This is a genomic window from Brevundimonas vitisensis (assembly GCF_016656965.1).
Lineage (GTDB): Bacteria > Pseudomonadota > Alphaproteobacteria > Caulobacterales > Caulobacteraceae > Brevundimonas > Brevundimonas vitisensis.
The window spans coordinates 829,607-845,901 of the sequence record NZ_CP067977.1 but is presented as its reverse complement, the minus strand read 5'-3'; the positions used below and the strand labels follow the sequence as shown (position 1 = coordinate 845,901).

Annotated in this window: 15 protein-coding genes and 1 pseudogene; 7 read left to right on the top strand and 9 right to left on the bottom strand. The window is 66.3% G+C overall.

Features of this window, described 5'->3' with window-relative positions; translation table 11 throughout:
- Positions 1 to 6: 6 nt before the first annotated feature.
- The 5 genes from pdxA to JIP62_RS04215 form a co-directional block, all read right to left on the bottom strand.
- Positions 7 to 1,014, bottom strand: a complete 1,008-nt coding sequence (pdxA, locus tag JIP62_RS04235) for a 4-hydroxythreonine-4-phosphate dehydrogenase PdxA (protein ID WP_201103672.1) — start codon at positions 1,012 to 1,014, stop codon at positions 7 to 9.
- Positions 1,014 to 2,381, bottom strand: coding sequence for a peptidylprolyl isomerase (locus tag JIP62_RS04230; RefSeq protein WP_230974856.1), 1,368 nt, complete (start codon positions 2,379 to 2,381; stop codon positions 1,014 to 1,016). The genes pdxA and JIP62_RS04230 overlap by 1 nt, the downstream gene beginning before the upstream one ends.
- Before the next feature lie 94 nt (positions 2,382 to 2,475).
- Entirely contained in the window at positions 2,476 to 4,932 is a 2,457-nt protein-coding gene (locus JIP62_RS04225) for an LPS-assembly protein LptD (protein WP_230974855.1), read from the bottom strand.
- A gap of 18 nt (positions 4,933 to 4,950) precedes the next feature.
- On the bottom strand, positions 4,951 to 6,072 hold the full coding sequence (lptG, locus tag JIP62_RS04220) for an LPS export ABC transporter permease LptG (protein ID WP_201103670.1): 1,122 nt from the start codon (positions 6,070 to 6,072) through the stop codon (positions 4,951 to 4,953).
- The gene (locus tag JIP62_RS04215; RefSeq protein ID WP_201103669.1) at positions 6,069 to 7,205 is read right to left on the bottom strand and encodes an LptF/LptG family permease; all 1,137 of its coding nucleotides are present in this window, start codon (positions 7,203 to 7,205) and stop codon (positions 6,069 to 6,071) included. The genes lptG and JIP62_RS04215 overlap by 4 nt, the downstream gene beginning before the upstream one ends.
- 143 nt (positions 7,206 to 7,348) lie before the next feature.
- Here JIP62_RS04215 and JIP62_RS04210 point away from each other — a divergent pair, with 143 nt between their 5' ends.
- From JIP62_RS04210 to JIP62_RS04185, 6 genes and pseudogenes are all read left to right on the top strand, one after another.
- A complete protein-coding gene (locus JIP62_RS04210) occupies positions 7,349 to 8,824 on the top strand; it encodes a leucyl aminopeptidase (protein ID WP_201103668.1) in 1,476 nt (491 codons plus the stop codon).
- Between the two features lie 93 nt (positions 8,825 to 8,917).
- Positions 8,918 to 9,190 (top strand): annotated as a pseudogene (locus JIP62_RS04205) (DUF559 domain-containing protein); the annotation flags it as partial.
- Between the two features lie 141 nt (positions 9,191 to 9,331).
- On the top strand, positions 9,332 to 9,790 hold the full coding sequence (locus tag JIP62_RS04200) for a DNA polymerase III subunit chi (protein ID WP_201104561.1): 459 nt from the start codon (positions 9,332 to 9,334) through the stop codon (positions 9,788 to 9,790).
- Between the two features lie 104 nt (positions 9,791 to 9,894).
- Positions 9,895 to 10,104 (top strand): hypothetical protein, encoded by a 210-nt coding sequence (locus JIP62_RS04195; protein ID WP_230974854.1) that lies wholly within the window; start codon positions 9,895 to 9,897, stop codon positions 10,102 to 10,104.
- Between the two features lie 23 nt (positions 10,105 to 10,127).
- Complete coding sequence (locus JIP62_RS04190) at positions 10,128 to 10,424, top strand: I78 family peptidase inhibitor (RefSeq protein WP_201103667.1); 297 nt, start codon at positions 10,128 to 10,130, stop codon at positions 10,422 to 10,424.
- A complete protein-coding gene (locus tag JIP62_RS04185; protein WP_201103666.1) occupies positions 10,421 to 10,693 on the top strand; it encodes a hypothetical protein in 273 nt (90 codons plus the stop codon). Before JIP62_RS04190 ends, JIP62_RS04185 begins: the two co-directional genes overlap by 4 nt.
- A 13-nt stretch (positions 10,694 to 10,706) precedes the next feature.
- On the opposite strand, the gene JIP62_RS04180 is transcribed toward JIP62_RS04185, so the two are convergent.
- Entirely contained in the window at positions 10,707 to 12,593 is a 1,887-nt protein-coding gene (locus JIP62_RS04180) for an ABC-F family ATP-binding cassette domain-containing protein (protein WP_201103665.1), read from the bottom strand.
- 144 nt (positions 12,594 to 12,737) lie between these two features.
- On the opposite strand from JIP62_RS04180, the gene ndk reads away from it, so the two are divergent.
- Positions 12,738 to 13,157 carry a nucleoside-diphosphate kinase gene (gene ndk / locus JIP62_RS04175; RefSeq protein WP_201103664.1) on the top strand — a complete coding sequence of 140 codons (420 nt, stop codon included), beginning with the start codon at positions 12,738 to 12,740 and terminating at the stop codon, positions 13,155 to 13,157.
- A gap of 40 nt (positions 13,158 to 13,197) precedes the next feature.
- Here the strand turns inward: ndk and purN are convergent, their stop codons facing one another.
- From purN to purM, 3 genes are all read right to left on the bottom strand, one after another.
- On the bottom strand, positions 13,198 to 13,746 hold the full coding sequence (gene purN / locus JIP62_RS04170) for a phosphoribosylglycinamide formyltransferase (RefSeq protein ID WP_201104559.1): 549 nt from the start codon (positions 13,744 to 13,746) through the stop codon (positions 13,198 to 13,200).
- Positions 13,747 to 13,808: 62 nt separating this feature from the next.
- Positions 13,809 to 15,185, bottom strand: a complete 1,377-nt coding sequence (locus JIP62_RS04165; RefSeq protein ID WP_201103663.1) for a M28 family peptidase — start codon at positions 15,183 to 15,185, stop codon at positions 13,809 to 13,811.
- 37 nt (positions 15,186 to 15,222) lie between these two features.
- Positions 15,223 to 16,254 carry a phosphoribosylformylglycinamidine cyclo-ligase gene (purM, locus tag JIP62_RS04160; RefSeq protein ID WP_201103662.1) on the bottom strand — a complete coding sequence of 344 codons (1,032 nt, stop codon included), beginning with the start codon at positions 16,252 to 16,254 and terminating at the stop codon, positions 15,223 to 15,225.
- Between the last annotated feature and the right edge of the window lie 41 nt (positions 16,255 to 16,295).

Sequence of the window (16,295 nt, the reverse complement as noted above, 5' to 3'; positions counted from 1 at the left end):
CCCATACTAGACCGCCCGCGCCGCCGCCATGGTGTCGGCCAGACGGATGGCGGCGATCAGGCTGTCGGGCCGGGCGATGCCCTGGCCCGCGATGTCGAAGCCCACGCCGTGATCGGGCGAGGTCCGCACGATGGGCAGGCCGAGCGTCGCGTTCACCCCGCCCCAGAAGTCCAGCGTCTTGACCGGGATCAGAGCCTGATCGTGATACAGGCAGATGGCAGCGTCGTAGGTGGCCCGCGCCTCGTCATGGAACATGGTGTCGGCGGGCAGGGGGTCGGTGATGGCGATGCCTTCGGCTCGGAGGGCTGCAGCCACCGGCCGTAGGATCTCGATCTCCTCCAGCCCCAGCGCTCCCCCCTCGCCGGCGTGGGGGTTGAGGGCGGCCATGGCCAGCCGGGGGCGGGCGATGCCGAAGTCGCGGCGCATGGCTTCGTGCACCACGCGCGAGACGCGGATGACACGCTCGGCGGTGACCAGTTCGGGCACATCGCGGATGGCGGAATGAATGGTCACCAGACAGGCCCGAAGATCGCGCGCCGTCAGCATCATGACCGGACCCCGTGTTCCCGGATGGGGCACGTCGGCCGTCAGTTCAGCGATGAATTCCGTATGGCCTGGAAAACGGAAACCGGCGGCATAGAGCGGAGCCTTGGCGATCGGGGCGGTCACCAGGCCGCTGGCTTCGCCGCCCAGAACCCGGTCGACGGCCATGGCGATCCAGTCGGCCACGGCACCCGCATTGGCGATGTCCGGCCGTCCGGGCACAAGGGGGGCGCTGAGCGGTTGATCGATGACGGGCAGGGCGTCGCTGAATACGGGTTCCGCATCCCCGACCGACAGCACGCTGCGGACAGGGGAGCCCAGAGCTTTCAAGGTCTCGGCATGGCCGACAACAGCGAACCGGGGTCCGTCCCGGCGCAGGGCCTGCCAGGCCTTGACGATGATCTCTGGCCCGATACCGGCCGGCTCGCCCATGGACAGGACCAGGGGCATCCGGTGCGCCGGGCCCGGCATTACTTCATCTCGATCAAGGCGTCGGCGCGCAGGTCGCGGATATAGCGACGACCCAGCAGAGACAGGCCCTCGGTCTGCATCCGCCGCTCGACCTGTTCATAGGTCGGGGCCTGGGGGCCGCCGAGACGACGACCGCACACGCCCACGAGATGCAGGCCCAGCGGGGTGCGAACCGGACCGCTGACCGAGCCGACGGCACCGGTCGAGGCCACCTGCTGGAATTGAGGAGCCAGGTTGCGGACGTCACTTTCGCCCAGGTCGGAGCCCAGCAGGCCCTGTTCCGAGGTGGCGCGCTGAAGCATGTTGTCACACGTCAGCTGCGGCTGAAGGCTGGTCAGTCGGCTGCTGGCGGCAGACACCTGCTCGGGCGTCGCATTTTCGGGCAGTTCGACCATCACCTGCTTCAGCGAGACCTGGGTCGCGGCCGAGCCGTCACGCTTGTCGCGCATGTAGATGATGTAGACGCCGCCATCGACGACGATGGGATTGGACAGCTCACCGACGTCGAGATTGTCGAACGCCTGCTGCAGGGCGGGCTGGACCGTGCCCTGAACCACCCATCCCGCGTCGCCGCCCCGGATGGCGGACGGGGCTGAGGAGAACTGGCTGGCCACCGCCTGGAACGGCGCGCCCTGGATCATCTGCTGGATTAGCTGACGGGCCCCGTTGACGGCCTGCTGCATGCCGCCGACACGGGCGGCGTCGATATAGATTTCACCGATCTGGTAGGCCGGCTTGGCAGCGGCTTCGGCGTCCTGGCGCATCCGCTGCTCGACCTGGGCGCGGCCGACGCGGGCACGGGCGGAGAAGCGGCCGCCGACCAGTTGGCGCCAGCCGATGCCGATGCGAATCTGTTCGCGGAAGGGGGCGGCGCGGATGCCGCTCTGTTCCAGCACGGCCATATACTGTTCGCCGGTCAGGCCTGCGCCTTCGGCCATATTGGCGATCTCGGCATCGACCTCTTCGTCACTGACGACCAGATCCTCATAGCGGCGAAGTTCTTCGGCCTGCAGCCGCTCGTCGATCAGGGCGTTCAGCGCTTCCTGCTGGATTGCGCCGATGTTTTCCTCGGTCGGCTGGATGTTCGACATCAGGATCAGGATCAGCATGCGCTGACGCAGGTCGAAGCCGGTGATGATCTGATCGTTGACGGTGGCGATGATGCCGTCCGCCAGTTTGAACTCCGACTGAGTGATCATGCGCGGCGCACGCGGAGCGGTTGCCGCTGCCGGATCGACGCGACCTGCTGCCTGACCGGCCGGCGCCGTCTGGGGACGCTCCTGTGTCGGCGGATTTTGGGGCGCAGTCTGGCCCGCAGCCGAAGTGGCGATCAGGGCGCTCAGCGCCACCCCCGTCGTAAACCGCATCAAATGCATCGTTCGTCCTGAACCCTCAAAGCGGCGCGGTCTCTGCCCAACGCCACGCAGGCTTGGGGGAAGGTGGCGTGCCCGATCCGCGCCGCTACCAACGCCTTTCGCTTCGTCCATAACCTGAACCTCCGAAAGTGGCGAGGTTTAGGCGGATATAAACGCCCTCCGACGGTCCGGACGGGCGAACTCGTGTGTTGTCGCGCCGGAAACCGATCTCGACGCGGAAGCAATCGTCGTCGAACAGCAGTCCAACCTCGGACCGTGTGATGATGTCCCGCTCCAGATCCGCCACCCCGGTCACCGCGATCCCCCAGTTCCCGACGACGAACTGCTGGCCGGTCAGCTGGACGAACTCATAGTTGCGATTGAGGTCCGTCGAGACAGGGTTGGAGCGGTCGATGATATAGCTGACGCTGGCCAGGTTGCGGCGGCCCCACCGGGCATCGACGGCGGCTTCGGCACGGCGAACGTCGCCCGAACCGTCAACGGTCGCATGCGCCCAGCCCCGAACCCGGTCGGAGGGCGCGAACTCGCCCTGCACCACCCAATCGGACGTCTGGGCGGCCAGGCCGGACGGATCATAAAGCTGGATCGGAGCCAGAGGGTTCGGATTGGGCACGACGGCCAGAAGTCCAGGTTCCTCTTCATCGCGCCAGCTGCGGCCCAGGAACAGGCTGGCATGGCGCGAATCGGACCAGCGCAGCGTCGCCCGCGTGCCCGCCGTGAAACGGATGCCGCCCTCATACAGATCCTGGCCCGGGAAGCGGTCCATGCGGAACAGGGAGGTCTCGTCCAGCTCGATGGTCTGGCTGTCCTCGATCGGAATACGAGGGTCCAGGTCGGCCTTGTTCGAGATCGACAGCTGGGCCATCGGCTCCAGGATCAGATCGGCACCGGACGAGAAGCGCCGGACCAGCGGATAGCTGACATCCAGACCTGCGCTGACACGGCTCCGCGTCAGGGTCTCGGACTCTCCGCCCAGGGCCGGGGGCAGGTCGGCCAGCGAATAGAGATCGGCTCGCAGATCGACGAACGGCTCCCACCGCACGCCCGAGGCTGAGAAGAAGGTGCGGCGCCAGTCCAGCTGGCCGGTGACGCGCCGGCTGTCCACGCCGGGCAGACCGACGGTGGGACCGGCCGCAATCAGTTCAGGGCGCAAGATCGGGGCTCCGACATAGTCCTCGCGGAACAGGGCGACCGCCGAGCCGCGCAGCCGAAGCCGTCCGCCGAAAACGGGCCCCTCCGGCTCCCAGCGCGCTTCCACCAGCGGGGCGACGACCGGCAGGGTGTCGTCGTCCTCAAAGATGTTCAGGCCGGGCGCGTCCTCATTGGCGACCGCCACGCGCAGGCTTTGCAGGGTGAAGGCCGCCACCGACAGATAGGTGCGCGGGGTCTGATACTCGCCGTAGATCTGGCTGATCAGACGGCGCTGATCTCCGTAATACAGGCCGTTGTCCTGATAGGGGTCGCTGACGTCATAGAGATCGAACAGCGCCTTTTCCGACACCCGCTCCGCCGTGAAGCCCCAGCGCCAGGGGCCAGCCGGGTCAAACTGGCCGTGTGCCAGGAAATAGCTTCGGTGCTCGCGTTCCAGCGGGGTCATGACGTCGTCGATGCCGTCGCCATCGATGTCGAAATCGCCGAAGGTGCGCTCATAGGTATAGCCGCCGCGCGCCACGATCGTGCCGTCGGCAAAACGCCTGCGCCACTGGACATTCAGCAACGGCGCCACCTCGGTATTGATCTGCGGACTGACCATCCAGTCCTCGGACGGCGAGACGACAAACAGATACGGCACCTCGACGCTGATCCCGCGGTCCTCGTCGTAGTTGATGGACGGCACCAGCAGCCCCGACGCGCGTTCGACGGTCGGATCCGGGTGGGCAAAGACCGGCAGATACAGGACCGGCACGCCGCCCAGCTTGAACACGGCGTTGCGATAAAGCACGGCGCGCAAGGCTTCATCCTGAACGACCCGCTCGGCCTGGATCGAGAGGCTGGGCTCCTTGGGATTGCCCTCCTCGTCGCAGATCGGACAGGGGGTGAAGATGACGTAGTTCAGCTCGCTGACCGTGTCGGAGCGCCGGACGGCCGTTGCAGCCATCAGGCTGGCTCCGTTCGAGAAGCGGGTGGCGAAGTCCACGGCCACCCCGGCGCGCAGGTCGCTGTCCAGCTCCAGCAGGCTGGCATAGGCGACACTGCCCTCGGGATCGATCACCTCGGCCCGGCCGGAAGCGGTCGCCAGTCCCTGGGCCAGGTCGTAGGTCACGCGCTCAGCGCGGATGACATGCCCGCGCGCGCGGGCCAGGGCGCGTGCCTCCGGTGTGCCTTCCACGGTGACGACATCGCCCTCGCGCGTCACTGATCCGGCGTCGACATAGAGGGCGTCGGGCGTCAGGCCGTCCGGTCCGGGGACCACAGGCGATGGCACAGACTGTGCGAGTGCCGCACCGGCCATCAGCCAGGGCGCGAACACCAGTCCGGCGGCCCCGGCGAGCAGCCTTGACTTGCTAGGGACGCGGCGTGCGCGCGGCATACGAAAATCCATGCAGACCAAGAGGCTCGCTTAGCCGTCTTCGGTATAGAACAGCAAGGTGAAGGCGGCGAGGGCCGTCAGCACCGGAGGCAGCCAGGCGGCCAGGATCGGAGGGATCACCTGGGCCGAACCAAAGGCCGCCGACGCTTGGTTGACGAAGAAGAAGGCGAACCCCAGCACCACGGCAGAGGCGATCATCCGCGCCAGATCACCCAGCCGCATCAGCCGCAATGAAAAGGCTGCGGCCAGGATCGACATGGCCGCGAACATCAGCGGTATGGCCAATTGTTGCTGCAACCGCAGCCGATAGGCGGTCGAGGAAAACCCCGCCTCCTCGATGCGCGTGATCTGCGCAGGCAGCGACCAGAACGGCGTGGACTGGGGCCGGGCGAACCGCTCGAACGCTTCTTCGTCAGCCAGGCTGGAAAGCAGGTCCAGGGTCGCATAGCGCACCTGCCGCTCGCCCGGCTGGGCTCCGACCGCGTCCAGCAGGCGCCATTTGCCAGCGCTGAGCGTCGCAGAGGCCGCCTGAATCCGCTCCGACACGGTGCGGCGCCCATCCGGATCGGTCGTGTAGATGAAGAACGTCACGCCCAGCAGGCGGCCACTGGCGCGATCCTGACGTTCGGCCCGGATTACCGTCTGGCGATTTTCGTCACCCTCGCGCAGCCAGATGGCCTGGCCATCGCCGCCAAGCACCGAGCCGGACAGCCTTTGCCGTTCCCGCTGGAACAGACCGTCGGCAGAGGAGGCGATGGGAGCGAGAACCGTGACGGTCAGCACCCCGATGACGAAGGCGGCACCCGCCGCAGGCAGCACGAACCGCCAGGCCGACACACCGGCCGCTCGCATGGCGATCAGCTCGCTGCGTCGGTTCAGCCCGACAAAGGCCGCCAGGGTGCCGAACAGGAAAACGAAAGGCAGAAGCTGCACGATCACTGCTGGAGACTTCAGCAGCATCAGCCCCAGGATGCGCAGGGCCGACAGATCCACATCGGAACCCACGCCTCGGGAAATCTCGACAAAGTCGATCAGCATGACCAGGGCGGCCACAATGGCCAGTGCGACGGCCAGGGACCGGCCCTGCTGGACCAGCACATAGCGCTCGATCCGGCCGAGGCGCGCAAAGGGGGGCAGGAAGGTCGCACTCATGCCGACACCCTGCGGGGAAGCAGGCCCAGCCAGCGGGGCTGCGATCGGGCCTGAGGCTTGAGGGCCCTGAACAGCAACCGAAGCGCGATCGCGGTGGTCGCGATCGGAAGCAGGTACTGGAACAGGTTCAGCCAGCCGTTCCACACGCTGGCTGCCACCACCGCATAGCCGACGATCCGCACGATGAGGAAGACGCCCGCCGCCTTGGCGATCCGCAGGCTGTAGCCGGTACGGCTGAACGATCCGCCCAGGATGGCGGCCAATGCCAGGGCCATGGCGGCCAGGGCATACAGGGGCGACGACAGGCGCGAATGGGCCTCTGCCAAAAGTTCCCGGCGTGGGCCGGTCTGCTCGATCAGTTCGGCGTCGGGCGCGAACAGCTGGGTGATCCACAGGTCCGAAGCCTTGTAGCGGATCGTCTGGTCCTGGGCGGCGAAAGGCGACAGGTCGATGGCATTGCTGGCGAACGTTAGTGAGTTCAGCACCCCGGCGGAGGAGGGCCGCTGCATGGACCCGTCGCGCATGGTCAGGACCGGCAGGCCGTCGACCTCTCCGAACCGCGCCTCGGCCGCATTCCAGGTCGTGACCGTGCCGCCGTTGTCCAGGTAGACGAAAAGGTTCTTGAGCAGGCCGTTTTGTTCGATCTCCTGCACATAGACGGTCAGGCCGTTCGGCCCCTGGACGAAGCGTCCTTCCTCGACGAGCAGGGCGGCCAGGTCGGTGCGAATTTCAAAGGCCTGATTACGAGCCTCGCGCTGGCTCCACGGCTGGATCGCCACATTGCTGATGAGCGTCAGGGCCATGACGATGAGCGCCAGGGCCGCGGCCGGGGCAATCAGAGACCAGCGGCTCATCCCAGCCGCATAGGCAGCGGTCAGCTCCTGTTCCCGCTGCAAGCGGGTCAGGGCGATCAAGGCGCCGACGAACAACCCGATGGGCAGGATCACGCCCAGCAATTGCGGCACGGCCAGCAGGGTCAATTTGACCATGACCCAGACGCTCTGACCCCGTTCGACGATGATTTCGAGCTGGTCGAGGCTTTGGCTCAGGATACCGATTCCAGCCAGCGACGCGCATGCCGCAACGACAGGCAGCGCGATCTGACGGAAAAGATAGCCTTGAATCAGGGTCATGGGCGGAATGAGTTCGCCCGGTTGCAGGCGGCGGCGTTGCGGCGCATCTAATACACGTCCCTGCGCGCCGACGAAACACGAAGGCGCGTTCCCGTTGTTCGAGAATAAGACCGGACCGCCACAGTCCGGCTGGAGTGTTTTTCATGAACGTCGAATTCGTCACCGAAGCTGGAGCCTGTCAGGCGCTGGCACTTCTGGTCCACGAGGGCCGGGCCCTGGCCGGGACGGGGGCGAGCCATGACCAGGCCGCTTCGGGGGCCCTGACACGCGCTATGGACAAGAGCCGTTTCACCGGCGCGGCCGACAGCAGCCGCCTGGTGCCTGCTCCCTCGGGCATCGAGGCCGACGCGGTCGTGCTGGTCGGGGCCGGCAAGGCCGAGGCCTTCGACGATCTGGCGCTGGAAGGCGCAGCGGGAACGGCCTATCACGCGGTCAAGCTGTCGGGTGCCGAGGTTCTGACCTTCGAGGCAGGGCATCTGAGCGCCGAGCAGGCCGCGCGTATCGGCTTTGCCGTCCGGCTGGCCGCCTATCGCTTCGACAAGTACCGCACCACCTTGAAGCCCGATAAGATCGCCTCGATCCAAACGGTGCGGGTTGTGACGTCTGACCCGGCGGCGGCGCAGGCCGCATTCACCCCGATGTCCGCAGTGGCAGATGCCGTCCTGTTCTCGCGCGATCTGGTGTCCGAGCCGGCCAACGTCCTGTATCCCGCCGAGTTTGCCCGCCGGGTGAAGGGGCTGGAAAGCCTGGGCCTGAAGGTTGAAATCCTCGGCGAGGCCGAGATGGAAAAGCTGGGCATGCGGACCCTGCTGGGGGTCGGCCAGGGCAGCCGCCGCGAAAGCCAGCTGGCCGTCATGCACTGGAACGGCGGGGAGCCCGGCGCCCAGCCGATCGCCTTCGTCGGCAAGGGTGTCTGCTTTGACACCGGCGGTATCTCCATCAAGCCGGCTGACGGCATGGAGGACATGAAGTGGGACATGGGCGGTGCCGCCGCCGTGGCCGGGCTGATGCATGCCCTGGCTGGCCGCAAGGCCAAGGTGAACGCCGTCGGCGTTCTGGGCCTGGTCGAGAACATGCCTGACGGCAACGCCCAGCGTCCCGGCGATGTTGTGGTGTCGATGTCGGGACAGTCGGTCGAGGTCATCAATACCGACGCCGAAGGCCGCCTCGTGCTGGCCGATGCGCTCTGGTACACGCAGGAGCGTTTCAAGCCCAAATTCATGATCGATCTGGCGACCCTGACCGGTGCGGCCATCGTGGCTGTCGGCCTGGACTATGCGCCGCTTTATGCCAACGACGAGGCCGTGGCCGGACCGATCTTCGCCGCTGCCGCCAAGGTCGGCGAGAATTTCTGGCGCATGCCGCTGCCGCCGCAATACGAGAAGCACATCGACAGCGCGATCGCCGACGTAAAGAACACCGGCAACGGGCGTGCGGGCGGCTCCATCACGGCGGCGCTGTTCCTTCAGCGGTTCACGAATGGCACGCCTTGGGCCCACCTGGACATCGCGCCCACCGCCTGGGTGTCGAAGTCGACCCGTGCGACCATCCCCGATGGTGCCGTCGGCTTTGGCGTCCGCACCCTCGATCGCATGGTGGCCGACAGCTACGAGGGGTAAGCGATCTTCCTTCCCCCCTTGCGGGGGAAGGTGGCCCGCAGAGCGGGTCGGATGGGGGGTGTAAGTCGGCTTATCCCGATTTAGCCTGTTGCCATGGCGATCCACCATTCCGACCGCGCCCATGCTTCTGCCAGACGTCTGCGCAAGGCGGTAACCTTTGCTGAGGTGGCGCTATGGACCTATCTCCGGGATCGACAGGTCGATGGCTTGCGGTTCCGCAGGCAGGTTCCGTTAGGGGCCTATGTCGTCGATTTCTGCTGTCTGTCGCATCGGCTGGTCGTCGAGGCAGATGGAGGGGTCCACACTCTACGCGAGCAGGAAGATGCCGCTCGCGATGCCTGGCTGGCGGAGCAGGGGTTCACTGTGCTCCGGTTCGCCAACGAAACCATTCTTGCTAGGGTCAATGTCGTTCTGGAGGCTATCAGGGACCATGCCGCTGGATACCTCGTCGCCACCCCCCATCCGTCTCGCTCCGCGAGCCACCTTCCCCCGCAAGGGGGGAAGGGCATGAAGGCCAGGACCGAGATTTGGTTCTATCATCTGGAGCGTTCGTCTCTGGACGATGTGCTGCCCGGTCTTTTGGAAAAGACCCTGGATCGCGGCTGGCGGGCCGTGGTCCGGGCGTCGGACGGCGACCGTGCGGCGCGGATCGACGAGCGTCTATGGACCTATCGGGACGACGCATTCCTGCCGCACGGGCGGTCGGGCGACCCTCATGCCGAGCGTCAGCCCATACTGATCACCGAATCGCAGGAGAACCCGAACGCTGCTCAGGCGCTGTTCATCGTGGACGGCTCAGAACTGGGCGTCACGGAGGCCTATGACCGATGCTTCATTCTGTTCGACGGGCGGGACGACACGGCGCTGATGGGCGCACGCGAGCGCTGGAAGACGCTGAAAGCGGCCGGGGCCGACCTGGCCTACTGGAAGCAGTCGCCCGAGGGTCGCTGGGAAAAAGCGGCCTGATCGGACTGGTCTTCCTGGCGGGGTGTTCGTCCACGCCCGTAGCCGAGCAGCCCGCCCCCCTGACGGTAGAGCGGGCCGAGCAGAACCAGCCCGTTGGGACCCGTATGCCGCAGGCCGACACTGACCTGTGCAAGGCCGGCGAGTTTCAGTGGCTTGTCGGACGCCCAAGAACCGAGATCCCGGTGCCGGTCGAGGTCGTCAATCGCCGGGTGGCCTGCACCTCCTGCCCGGTCACCGAAGACTTTTCGCCTTACCGTCTGAATATTTTCTACAATTCGCAGACTGACCTGGTCGAACAGGTTCGCTGCGGCTGACCGCAGAACAAGGGAGAGACGCCATGAAGACCACCCTTATCCTTTCGGGGCTCGCCAGTGCCCTGGTGCTGTCGGCCTGTGCGCCCATGGCCGCTGACGATGGTGCCGTACCGCCGAGCGACTCGGCGGATCAGTGCAAGGCGGGTCAGTATCGCAACTGGGTTGGCCGCAACCGCAGCGAACTTCCCTCGGCACCGGCTGGAGAAGTGTGGCGCGTCACCTGCTCCACCTGCGCCGTGACCATGGACTATAACCCGCGCCGTCTGAACATCGTGTTCGATCAGGCGACGGGTGTCATCGAGGACGTCAAATGCGGATGAGAACCCCCCTCCTGATCGCAGTGGCAGGCCTGGCTGCAGCCTGCGCCCCGACCGAGCGCGCCGTGGTTGAGCCTGTTTCCGGCCAGTGCAACGCTGAGGATGCCCGTTCGCTGATCGGGAGCCATGTCGGGGCGGTGACTTTTGCCCCCGACAAAGAGGTGCGGATCGTCTGCACGACCTGTCCGACGACCAAGGACTTCCGCCCCGATCGGCTGAATGTCCGCTTCGATCAGGAAACGGGCATCATCCAGAGCGTCGACTGCGGCTGACGTCGCAGCCGCGTCACCCCGCGACCGCCGCCAAGGCTTCTTCTGCGGCCATCCAGTCGGCTTCGGCCTTTTCGATGTCGGCCTCGGTATTGGCCCTGGCCCGCGACAGGCCCTCCAGGGCGCGCGGGTTGGACACGGCGGCATTGGCCAGGTCGTCGTCGATGCGGGCCAGGTCGGCGGTCAGGGCGGCAATCCGCTCCTCGGCCTTCTTGACGGCATGGCGCAGGGTTGAGGGGGAGGGGCCCGACTTCTTCTTCTCGGGCTTGCCGACGGGTTTGGGGGCTGCGGTCTCGACAGCTTCCGCCTTGATCTGGCTTGGCTTTGCGGCCGCCTGTTTGGCGCGATCCAGGACGAACTTGGCATAGTCGTCCATGTCGCCGTCGAACGGCTTAACCGTCCCGTCCGCCGCCAGCCACAGCCGGTCCGCGACCATTTCCATCAGCGATCGGTCGTGGGTGATCAGGATGACCGCGCCGGAATATTCGTTCAGTGCATCCAGCAGGGCACGGCGGCTGTCGATATCCAGGTGGTTGGTCGGTTCGTCCAGGATCAGGACGTGCGGCGCATCCATCGCCACTTGATTCAGCAACAGGCGCGCCCGCTCGCCCCCCGACAAGGACGCCACCGTCGTTTCCTGCTTCTCATAGCCCAGACCCCACTGCGCCAGCTTGGATCGGCGCGCGCTGTCGGACGCATCGGGCATGGCGCGCCGAACGATCTCCAGCGGCGTATCGGTCGGATCCATGGCTTCGATCTGATGCTGATGGAACCAGCCCACACGCATCTTCTTGTCGCGATGAAGCTCGCCGTCGAAGACATCGAGCGCCCCGGCGATCATCTTGGCAAAGGTGGATTTACCCGCCCCGTTCACGCCCAGCAGGCCGATGCGATCGTCCAGGTCCATCCGCAGGTTCAGGTTCCGCAGGATCGGCTTGCCCGTTTCATAGCCCACATTGGCCCGCTCCAGTCGGATCAGGGGCGGTGCCAGCGGACGGGGCGGGGAGGGCAGGATGAAGGGGGCGACGCGTTCCTCGATCGTGGTCGCCACCGGCTGCATCTTTTCCAGCCGCTTCATGCGGGACTGGGCCTGGGCCGCCTTCGATGCCTTGGCCTTGAACCGATCCACAAAGGCCTGGAGGTGGGCGCGCTCGGCGTCCTGCTTGGCCTTGGCCGACAGCTGCAGACGGGCCTTTTCGGCGCGCGCCTTTTCAAAGGCGTCGTAGTTGCCCGTGTAGAGGGTGAGGGTGTGGTTCGCCAGGTGCAGGATGTGGGTGCAGACCTCGTTCAGCATCTCGCGGTCGTGGGAGATGATCAGCGCCGTGTGCGGGTATTTCTTCAGCCGGGCTTCCAGCCACAGCGCGCCTTCCAGATCGAGGTAGTTGGTCGGCTCGTCCAGCAGCAGCATGTCCGGCTCGGCGAACAGGGCCGCAGCCAGGGCGACACGCATCCGCCAGCCGCCCGAGAAATGCGACATGGGACGCTGCTGGTTCTCGTGGTCGAAGCCCAGGCCGACCAGGATTTCGGCGGCCCGCGCCGGGGCGGCGTCGGCGTCGATCTCGATCAGCCGGGACCAGATCTCGCCCATCTCCTCCGGCTCGGCGGTTTCCAGCCGGGTCAGCAGATCGTGACGCTCGACATCGGCTTCCAGAATGGTGTCCAGAACGCTTGTCGGTGTGGCGGGGTGTTCCTGATCGACCGAGCCGATGCGGGCCGTCTTGGGCAGGCTGATCTCGTCTCCCCCGGCCTGAAGTTCTCCCAGGATCAGTTTGAACAGGGTGGATTTGCCGATGCCGTTGCGGCCGACCAGACCGACCTTTGATCCTGGCGGAAGGCTGACGGAGGCGTCGACAAGGAATTTGCGTCCCCAGGCATTGAACGTCAGGTCGGTGATCTGGAGCATGGGACGTCGAAAACCTGGGTTTGTCCCTTACGCCACAGGGCGCCGGGGCGCTCGCGCAGGGACACAAAATGGAGATGGTTGGAAACTAGGGAGGGCGCGTCTATAAGCCCCCACCTTCAAACTCCCAAACAAGAAGTCTCCTCCATGACCGAACGTACCTTCTCGATCATCAAGCCCGACGCGACGCGCCGCAACCTGACCGGCGCCATCAATGCCGTGATCGAAGGCGCGGGCCTGCGCATCGTCGCCCAGCGCCGGGTTCATCTGACCGAGGCCCAGGCCAAGAAATTCTATGAAGTCCACGCCGAGCGCCCCTTCTATGGCGAACTGGTCGGCCAGATGACCGCCGAGCCGGTCGTGGTGCAGGTGCTGGAAGGCGAAAACGCCGTGGCCCGCTATCGCGAAGTCATGGGCGCGACCAACCCGGAACAGGCCGCCGAGGGCACCATCCGCAAGCAGTTCGCCCTGTCGATCGGCGAGAACTCGGTCCACGGTTCGGACTCGGTCGAGAACGCCGGCATCGAGATCGCCCAGTTCTTCACCGACGACCAGATCGTCGGCTAAAATAGACTAAGGGGCCGCGCTTTTCGGCCTGAAGACGGCGTCAGTTTCGGCTGACGCCGTTTTGCTGTCTGCAATGCTCCGCCAGGACGCGGGGATAGAGGTCGTGTTCCGCTGTGCGGACCCGGGCGGCGAGGGTGTCGGGCGTGTCTCCGGCCAGGATCGGCACGCGCGCCTGACCCAGAATCGGCCCTTCATCGACGCCCTCGGTCACCAGATGAACGGTGCAGCCGGCTTCGGCGTCCCCCGCCGCGATGGCGCGAGCGTGGGTGTCCAGACCGGGGTAGAGGGGCAGCAGACTGGGATGGATGTTCAGCATCCGGCCTGCCCATCGGCCGACCAGCCAGGGCGTGAGCAGCCGCATGTAGCCGGCCAGGGCAACCACCTGAACGCCGTGTGCCGTCAGGACGGCGTCGATCGCCTGCTCATGGGCCGCGCGGTCCTTGCCGAACGCGGTGTGATCGACGGCCACGGTCGGCAGGCCGGCGGACCGCGCCAGGTCCAGACCCGCCGCATCGGGACGGTTCGAGATCACCACCGCGACGCGATAGGGACAATCCGGCCGCAGCGACGCCGCCACCAGGGCCCCCATATTTGTCCCCGCTCCCGAGATCAGGATGCCGACGGGGACCGGATCGTGGGTCGAACCCCGCGTCACGGCGCGGGCGCGGGGGCCGGGCGTTCCGATACGAAGGATCCCGCAGGTCCAGGGAAGACGACCGGGCTTTCGTAGCCGTCCTCCGAAACGGCCGAGACGCCGAAGAAATAGTCGTCGATCACGATGCCGCGCAGCACGATCTCGGTCGCATCTGCGGCCCAGCGGCTGTGCGTCCATTGCGGCGCTGTGGTGGACCGCCACCACACGCGATAGCCAGCTGCCCCAGGCACGGCCTGCCATTTGATTGTCGTGTCGGGGCGGACGGCCCCTTCGATGGTGACGCCGAGGGGCGAGGCCGGGGCATTGGCCAGGGCCGCCATGGTCACGATGTTCAGGCGCGTGACCTGGGCCAGATAGTCGAAGTCCACGCCTTCGATCACGTCGCCATAATGGACGCCGTCCTCGACGCGCAGGTCCTGATGCTGGCGATCATAGTTTTCGGCTCCCTCGGAGATGCGCACAGCGGGAAAGCCGGCACGCAGCATCTCGACCTGATCGCCACCGCGGCCGAACCGGTCGGTGCGATAGATCATCTCCACGTCGAAATTGGCCAGGTAGCGGTCGGCGATGCCGTCCACGAAACGGGCCAGGTTGCGGGACGAGGAATCGACTTCGCCACCGTTGTAGCGCCGCCGTTCGGCCTGCTGCGCGGTCTCAACCGTCTTGGTGCCCTCGGAGAAGACCCGGACGCGCGTGGTGTCGCGCACGCCGGACTGGCCTTCGGAGTTGCCGACGATGTCATTGTTTAGATTGGCCTCGACACGCCAGCCCTGGGCGGTCGCGTAGTCCGCCAGGATCTTGCCGCCGAAGAGGCCCTGTTCCTCACCCGACAGGACGGCATAGACCAGGGTGGCGTCAAAGGACTGCTGCGACAGGATGCGGGCCGCCTCGAACACCGCCGCGACGCCGGAGGCATCATCGTTGGCGCCGGGCGCATCGGAGGTGAAGTCCATCACGTCGCTGACGCGCGAATCCAGATGGCCCGAGATGATGATCACCCGGTTCGGATCCCCGGTGCCGCGCTGGATCGCGACGACATTGACAACTTCGGTCGGTGTGGGGATGCGGGCATTGGTGACGGTGTCGGAGGGCGTCACCACTTCCAGGCATCCGCCGCAGGCCGCGCTGATGGACTGGAACTCGCGCTCGGCCCAGCGGCGCGCGGCACCGATGCCACGGGTCGAGGAGGCCGTTTCTGAAAGGGTGTGCCGGGTTCCGAACCCGACCATGGTCGTGATGTCGGCCCGCATACGATCCGGCTGCACCTCTGCGGCCAGACGGTGGAGCAGCGGGTGCTCAACCGCCGCCGGTGTTTGCGCCTGAGCCGCGACAGGAGCCAAGAACAGCAGACCGGCAAGGATCAGGTTACGCATGGTTCCTCCAGACACTCAGACGACCCGGTTTTGACGTCTATTCCAGCTGGCCGCAGACGAAGGCGGCTTCGCCCGCGGTCAAAAGACCTTCCAGCACGGCTTCCACGTTCTCGGGCGCGACGATCAGGATGAAGCCGACGCCGCAGTTGAAGGTGCGGCGCAGTTCGTGGTCGTCGATGCCGCCGACCTCGGCCAGCCAGCGGAAGACCGGCGGGACGGGCCAGGCGTCCCAGTCGAACGAGGCGCTCAGGCCCTCAGTGATGCAGCGGGGCGGGTTCTCGATCAGACCGCCGCCGGTTATGTGGGCAGCGCCCTTCACCAGGCCCGCCTTCATGAGCGGCAGGACCGGCTTCACATAGATGCGCGTCGGTTCCATCAGGGCCTGGGCCAGGGTCCGGTCCTTGGCGAAGGGGGCGTCATCCCCCCAGTTCAGGCCGGAACGCTCGACCACCTTGCGGATCAGCGAATAGCCGTTGGAGTGCGGTCCCGAGGAGGCCAGGCCGATGATGACGTCACCAGCCTGCTGACGATCGAGATAGGGTAGGGCGTGGCCCCGCTCGACGGCACCCAGGCTGAATCCGGCCAGATCATAGTCGCCGTCGGAATACATGCCCGGCATCTCGGCCGTCTCGCCGCCGACCAGGGCGCAGCCTGCCTGGCGACAGCCCTCGGCGATTCCGGCCACGACGCGGCGGGCGGCATCGATCTCCAGCCGGCCCGTCGCATAGTAGTCGAGGAACAGCAGGGGCTCGGCACCCTGCGCCAGCAGGTCGTTGACGCACATGGCCACCAGATCGACGCCGACACCGTCATGACGCCCGGTCTCGATGGCGATCTTCAGCTTGGTCCCGACACCGTCCGTCGTGGCGACGATCAAGGGATCAACAAAACCGGCCGCTTTCAGGTCGAACAGGGCACCAAACCCGCCCAGGGAGGCTTCTGCACCGGGGCGACGGGTCGACTTGGCCAGCGGCTTTATGTGTTCCACCAGCATTTCGCCCGCGTCGATATCGACGCCCGCATCGGCATAGGTCAGGCCGTTGGGCAGGGGGGCGGAGGTGTCGCTCATGGGTCACGGGCCTGAATCAGAGGGCGGAATTCGTCGCGGCT

What these genes read in the sequence shown, in the direction of transcription:
- pdxA (WP_201103672.1), bottom strand. Translation starts at nt 1,014, where the DNA reads ATGCCGGGCCCGGCGCACCGGATGCCCCTGGTCCTGTCCATGGGCGAG.
- JIP62_RS04230 (WP_230974856.1), bottom strand. Translation starts at nt 2,381, where the DNA reads ATGCGGTTTACGACGGGGGTGGCGCTGAGCGCCCTGATCGCCACTTCG.
- JIP62_RS04225 (WP_230974855.1), bottom strand. Translation starts at nt 4,932, where the DNA reads ATGGATTTTCGTATGCCGCGCGCACGCCGCGTCCCTAGCAAGTCAAGG.
- lptG (WP_201103670.1), bottom strand. Translation starts at nt 6,072, where the DNA reads ATGAGTGCGACCTTCCTGCCCCCCTTTGCGCGCCTCGGCCGGATCGAG.
- JIP62_RS04215 (WP_201103669.1), bottom strand. Translation starts at nt 7,205, where the DNA reads ATGACCCTGATTCAAGGCTATCTTTTCCGTCAGATCGCGCTGCCTGTC.
- JIP62_RS04210 (WP_201103668.1), top strand. Translation starts at nt 7,349, where the DNA reads ATGAACGTCGAATTCGTCACCGAAGCTGGAGCCTGTCAGGCGCTGGCA.
- JIP62_RS04200 (WP_201104561.1), top strand. Translation starts at nt 9,332, where the DNA reads ATGAAGGCCAGGACCGAGATTTGGTTCTATCATCTGGAGCGTTCGTCT.
- JIP62_RS04195 (WP_230974854.1), top strand. Translation starts at nt 9,895, where the DNA reads ATGCCGCAGGCCGACACTGACCTGTGCAAGGCCGGCGAGTTTCAGTGG.
- JIP62_RS04190 (WP_201103667.1), top strand. Translation starts at nt 10,128, where the DNA reads ATGAAGACCACCCTTATCCTTTCGGGGCTCGCCAGTGCCCTGGTGCTG.
- JIP62_RS04185 (WP_201103666.1), top strand. Translation starts at nt 10,421, where the DNA reads ATGAGAACCCCCCTCCTGATCGCAGTGGCAGGCCTGGCTGCAGCCTGC.
- JIP62_RS04180 (WP_201103665.1), bottom strand. Translation starts at nt 12,593, where the DNA reads ATGCTCCAGATCACCGACCTGACGTTCAATGCCTGGGGACGCAAATTC.
- ndk (WP_201103664.1), top strand. Translation starts at nt 12,738, where the DNA reads ATGACCGAACGTACCTTCTCGATCATCAAGCCCGACGCGACGCGCCGC.
- purN (WP_201104559.1), bottom strand. Translation starts at nt 13,746, where the DNA reads ATGGGGGCCCTGGTGGCGGCGTCGCTGCGGCCGGATTGTCCCTATCGC.
- JIP62_RS04165 (WP_201103663.1), bottom strand. Translation starts at nt 15,185, where the DNA reads ATGCGTAACCTGATCCTTGCCGGTCTGCTGTTCTTGGCTCCTGTCGCG.
- purM (WP_201103662.1), bottom strand. Translation starts at nt 16,254, where the DNA reads ATGAGCGACACCTCCGCCCCCCTGCCCAACGGCCTGACCTATGCCGAT.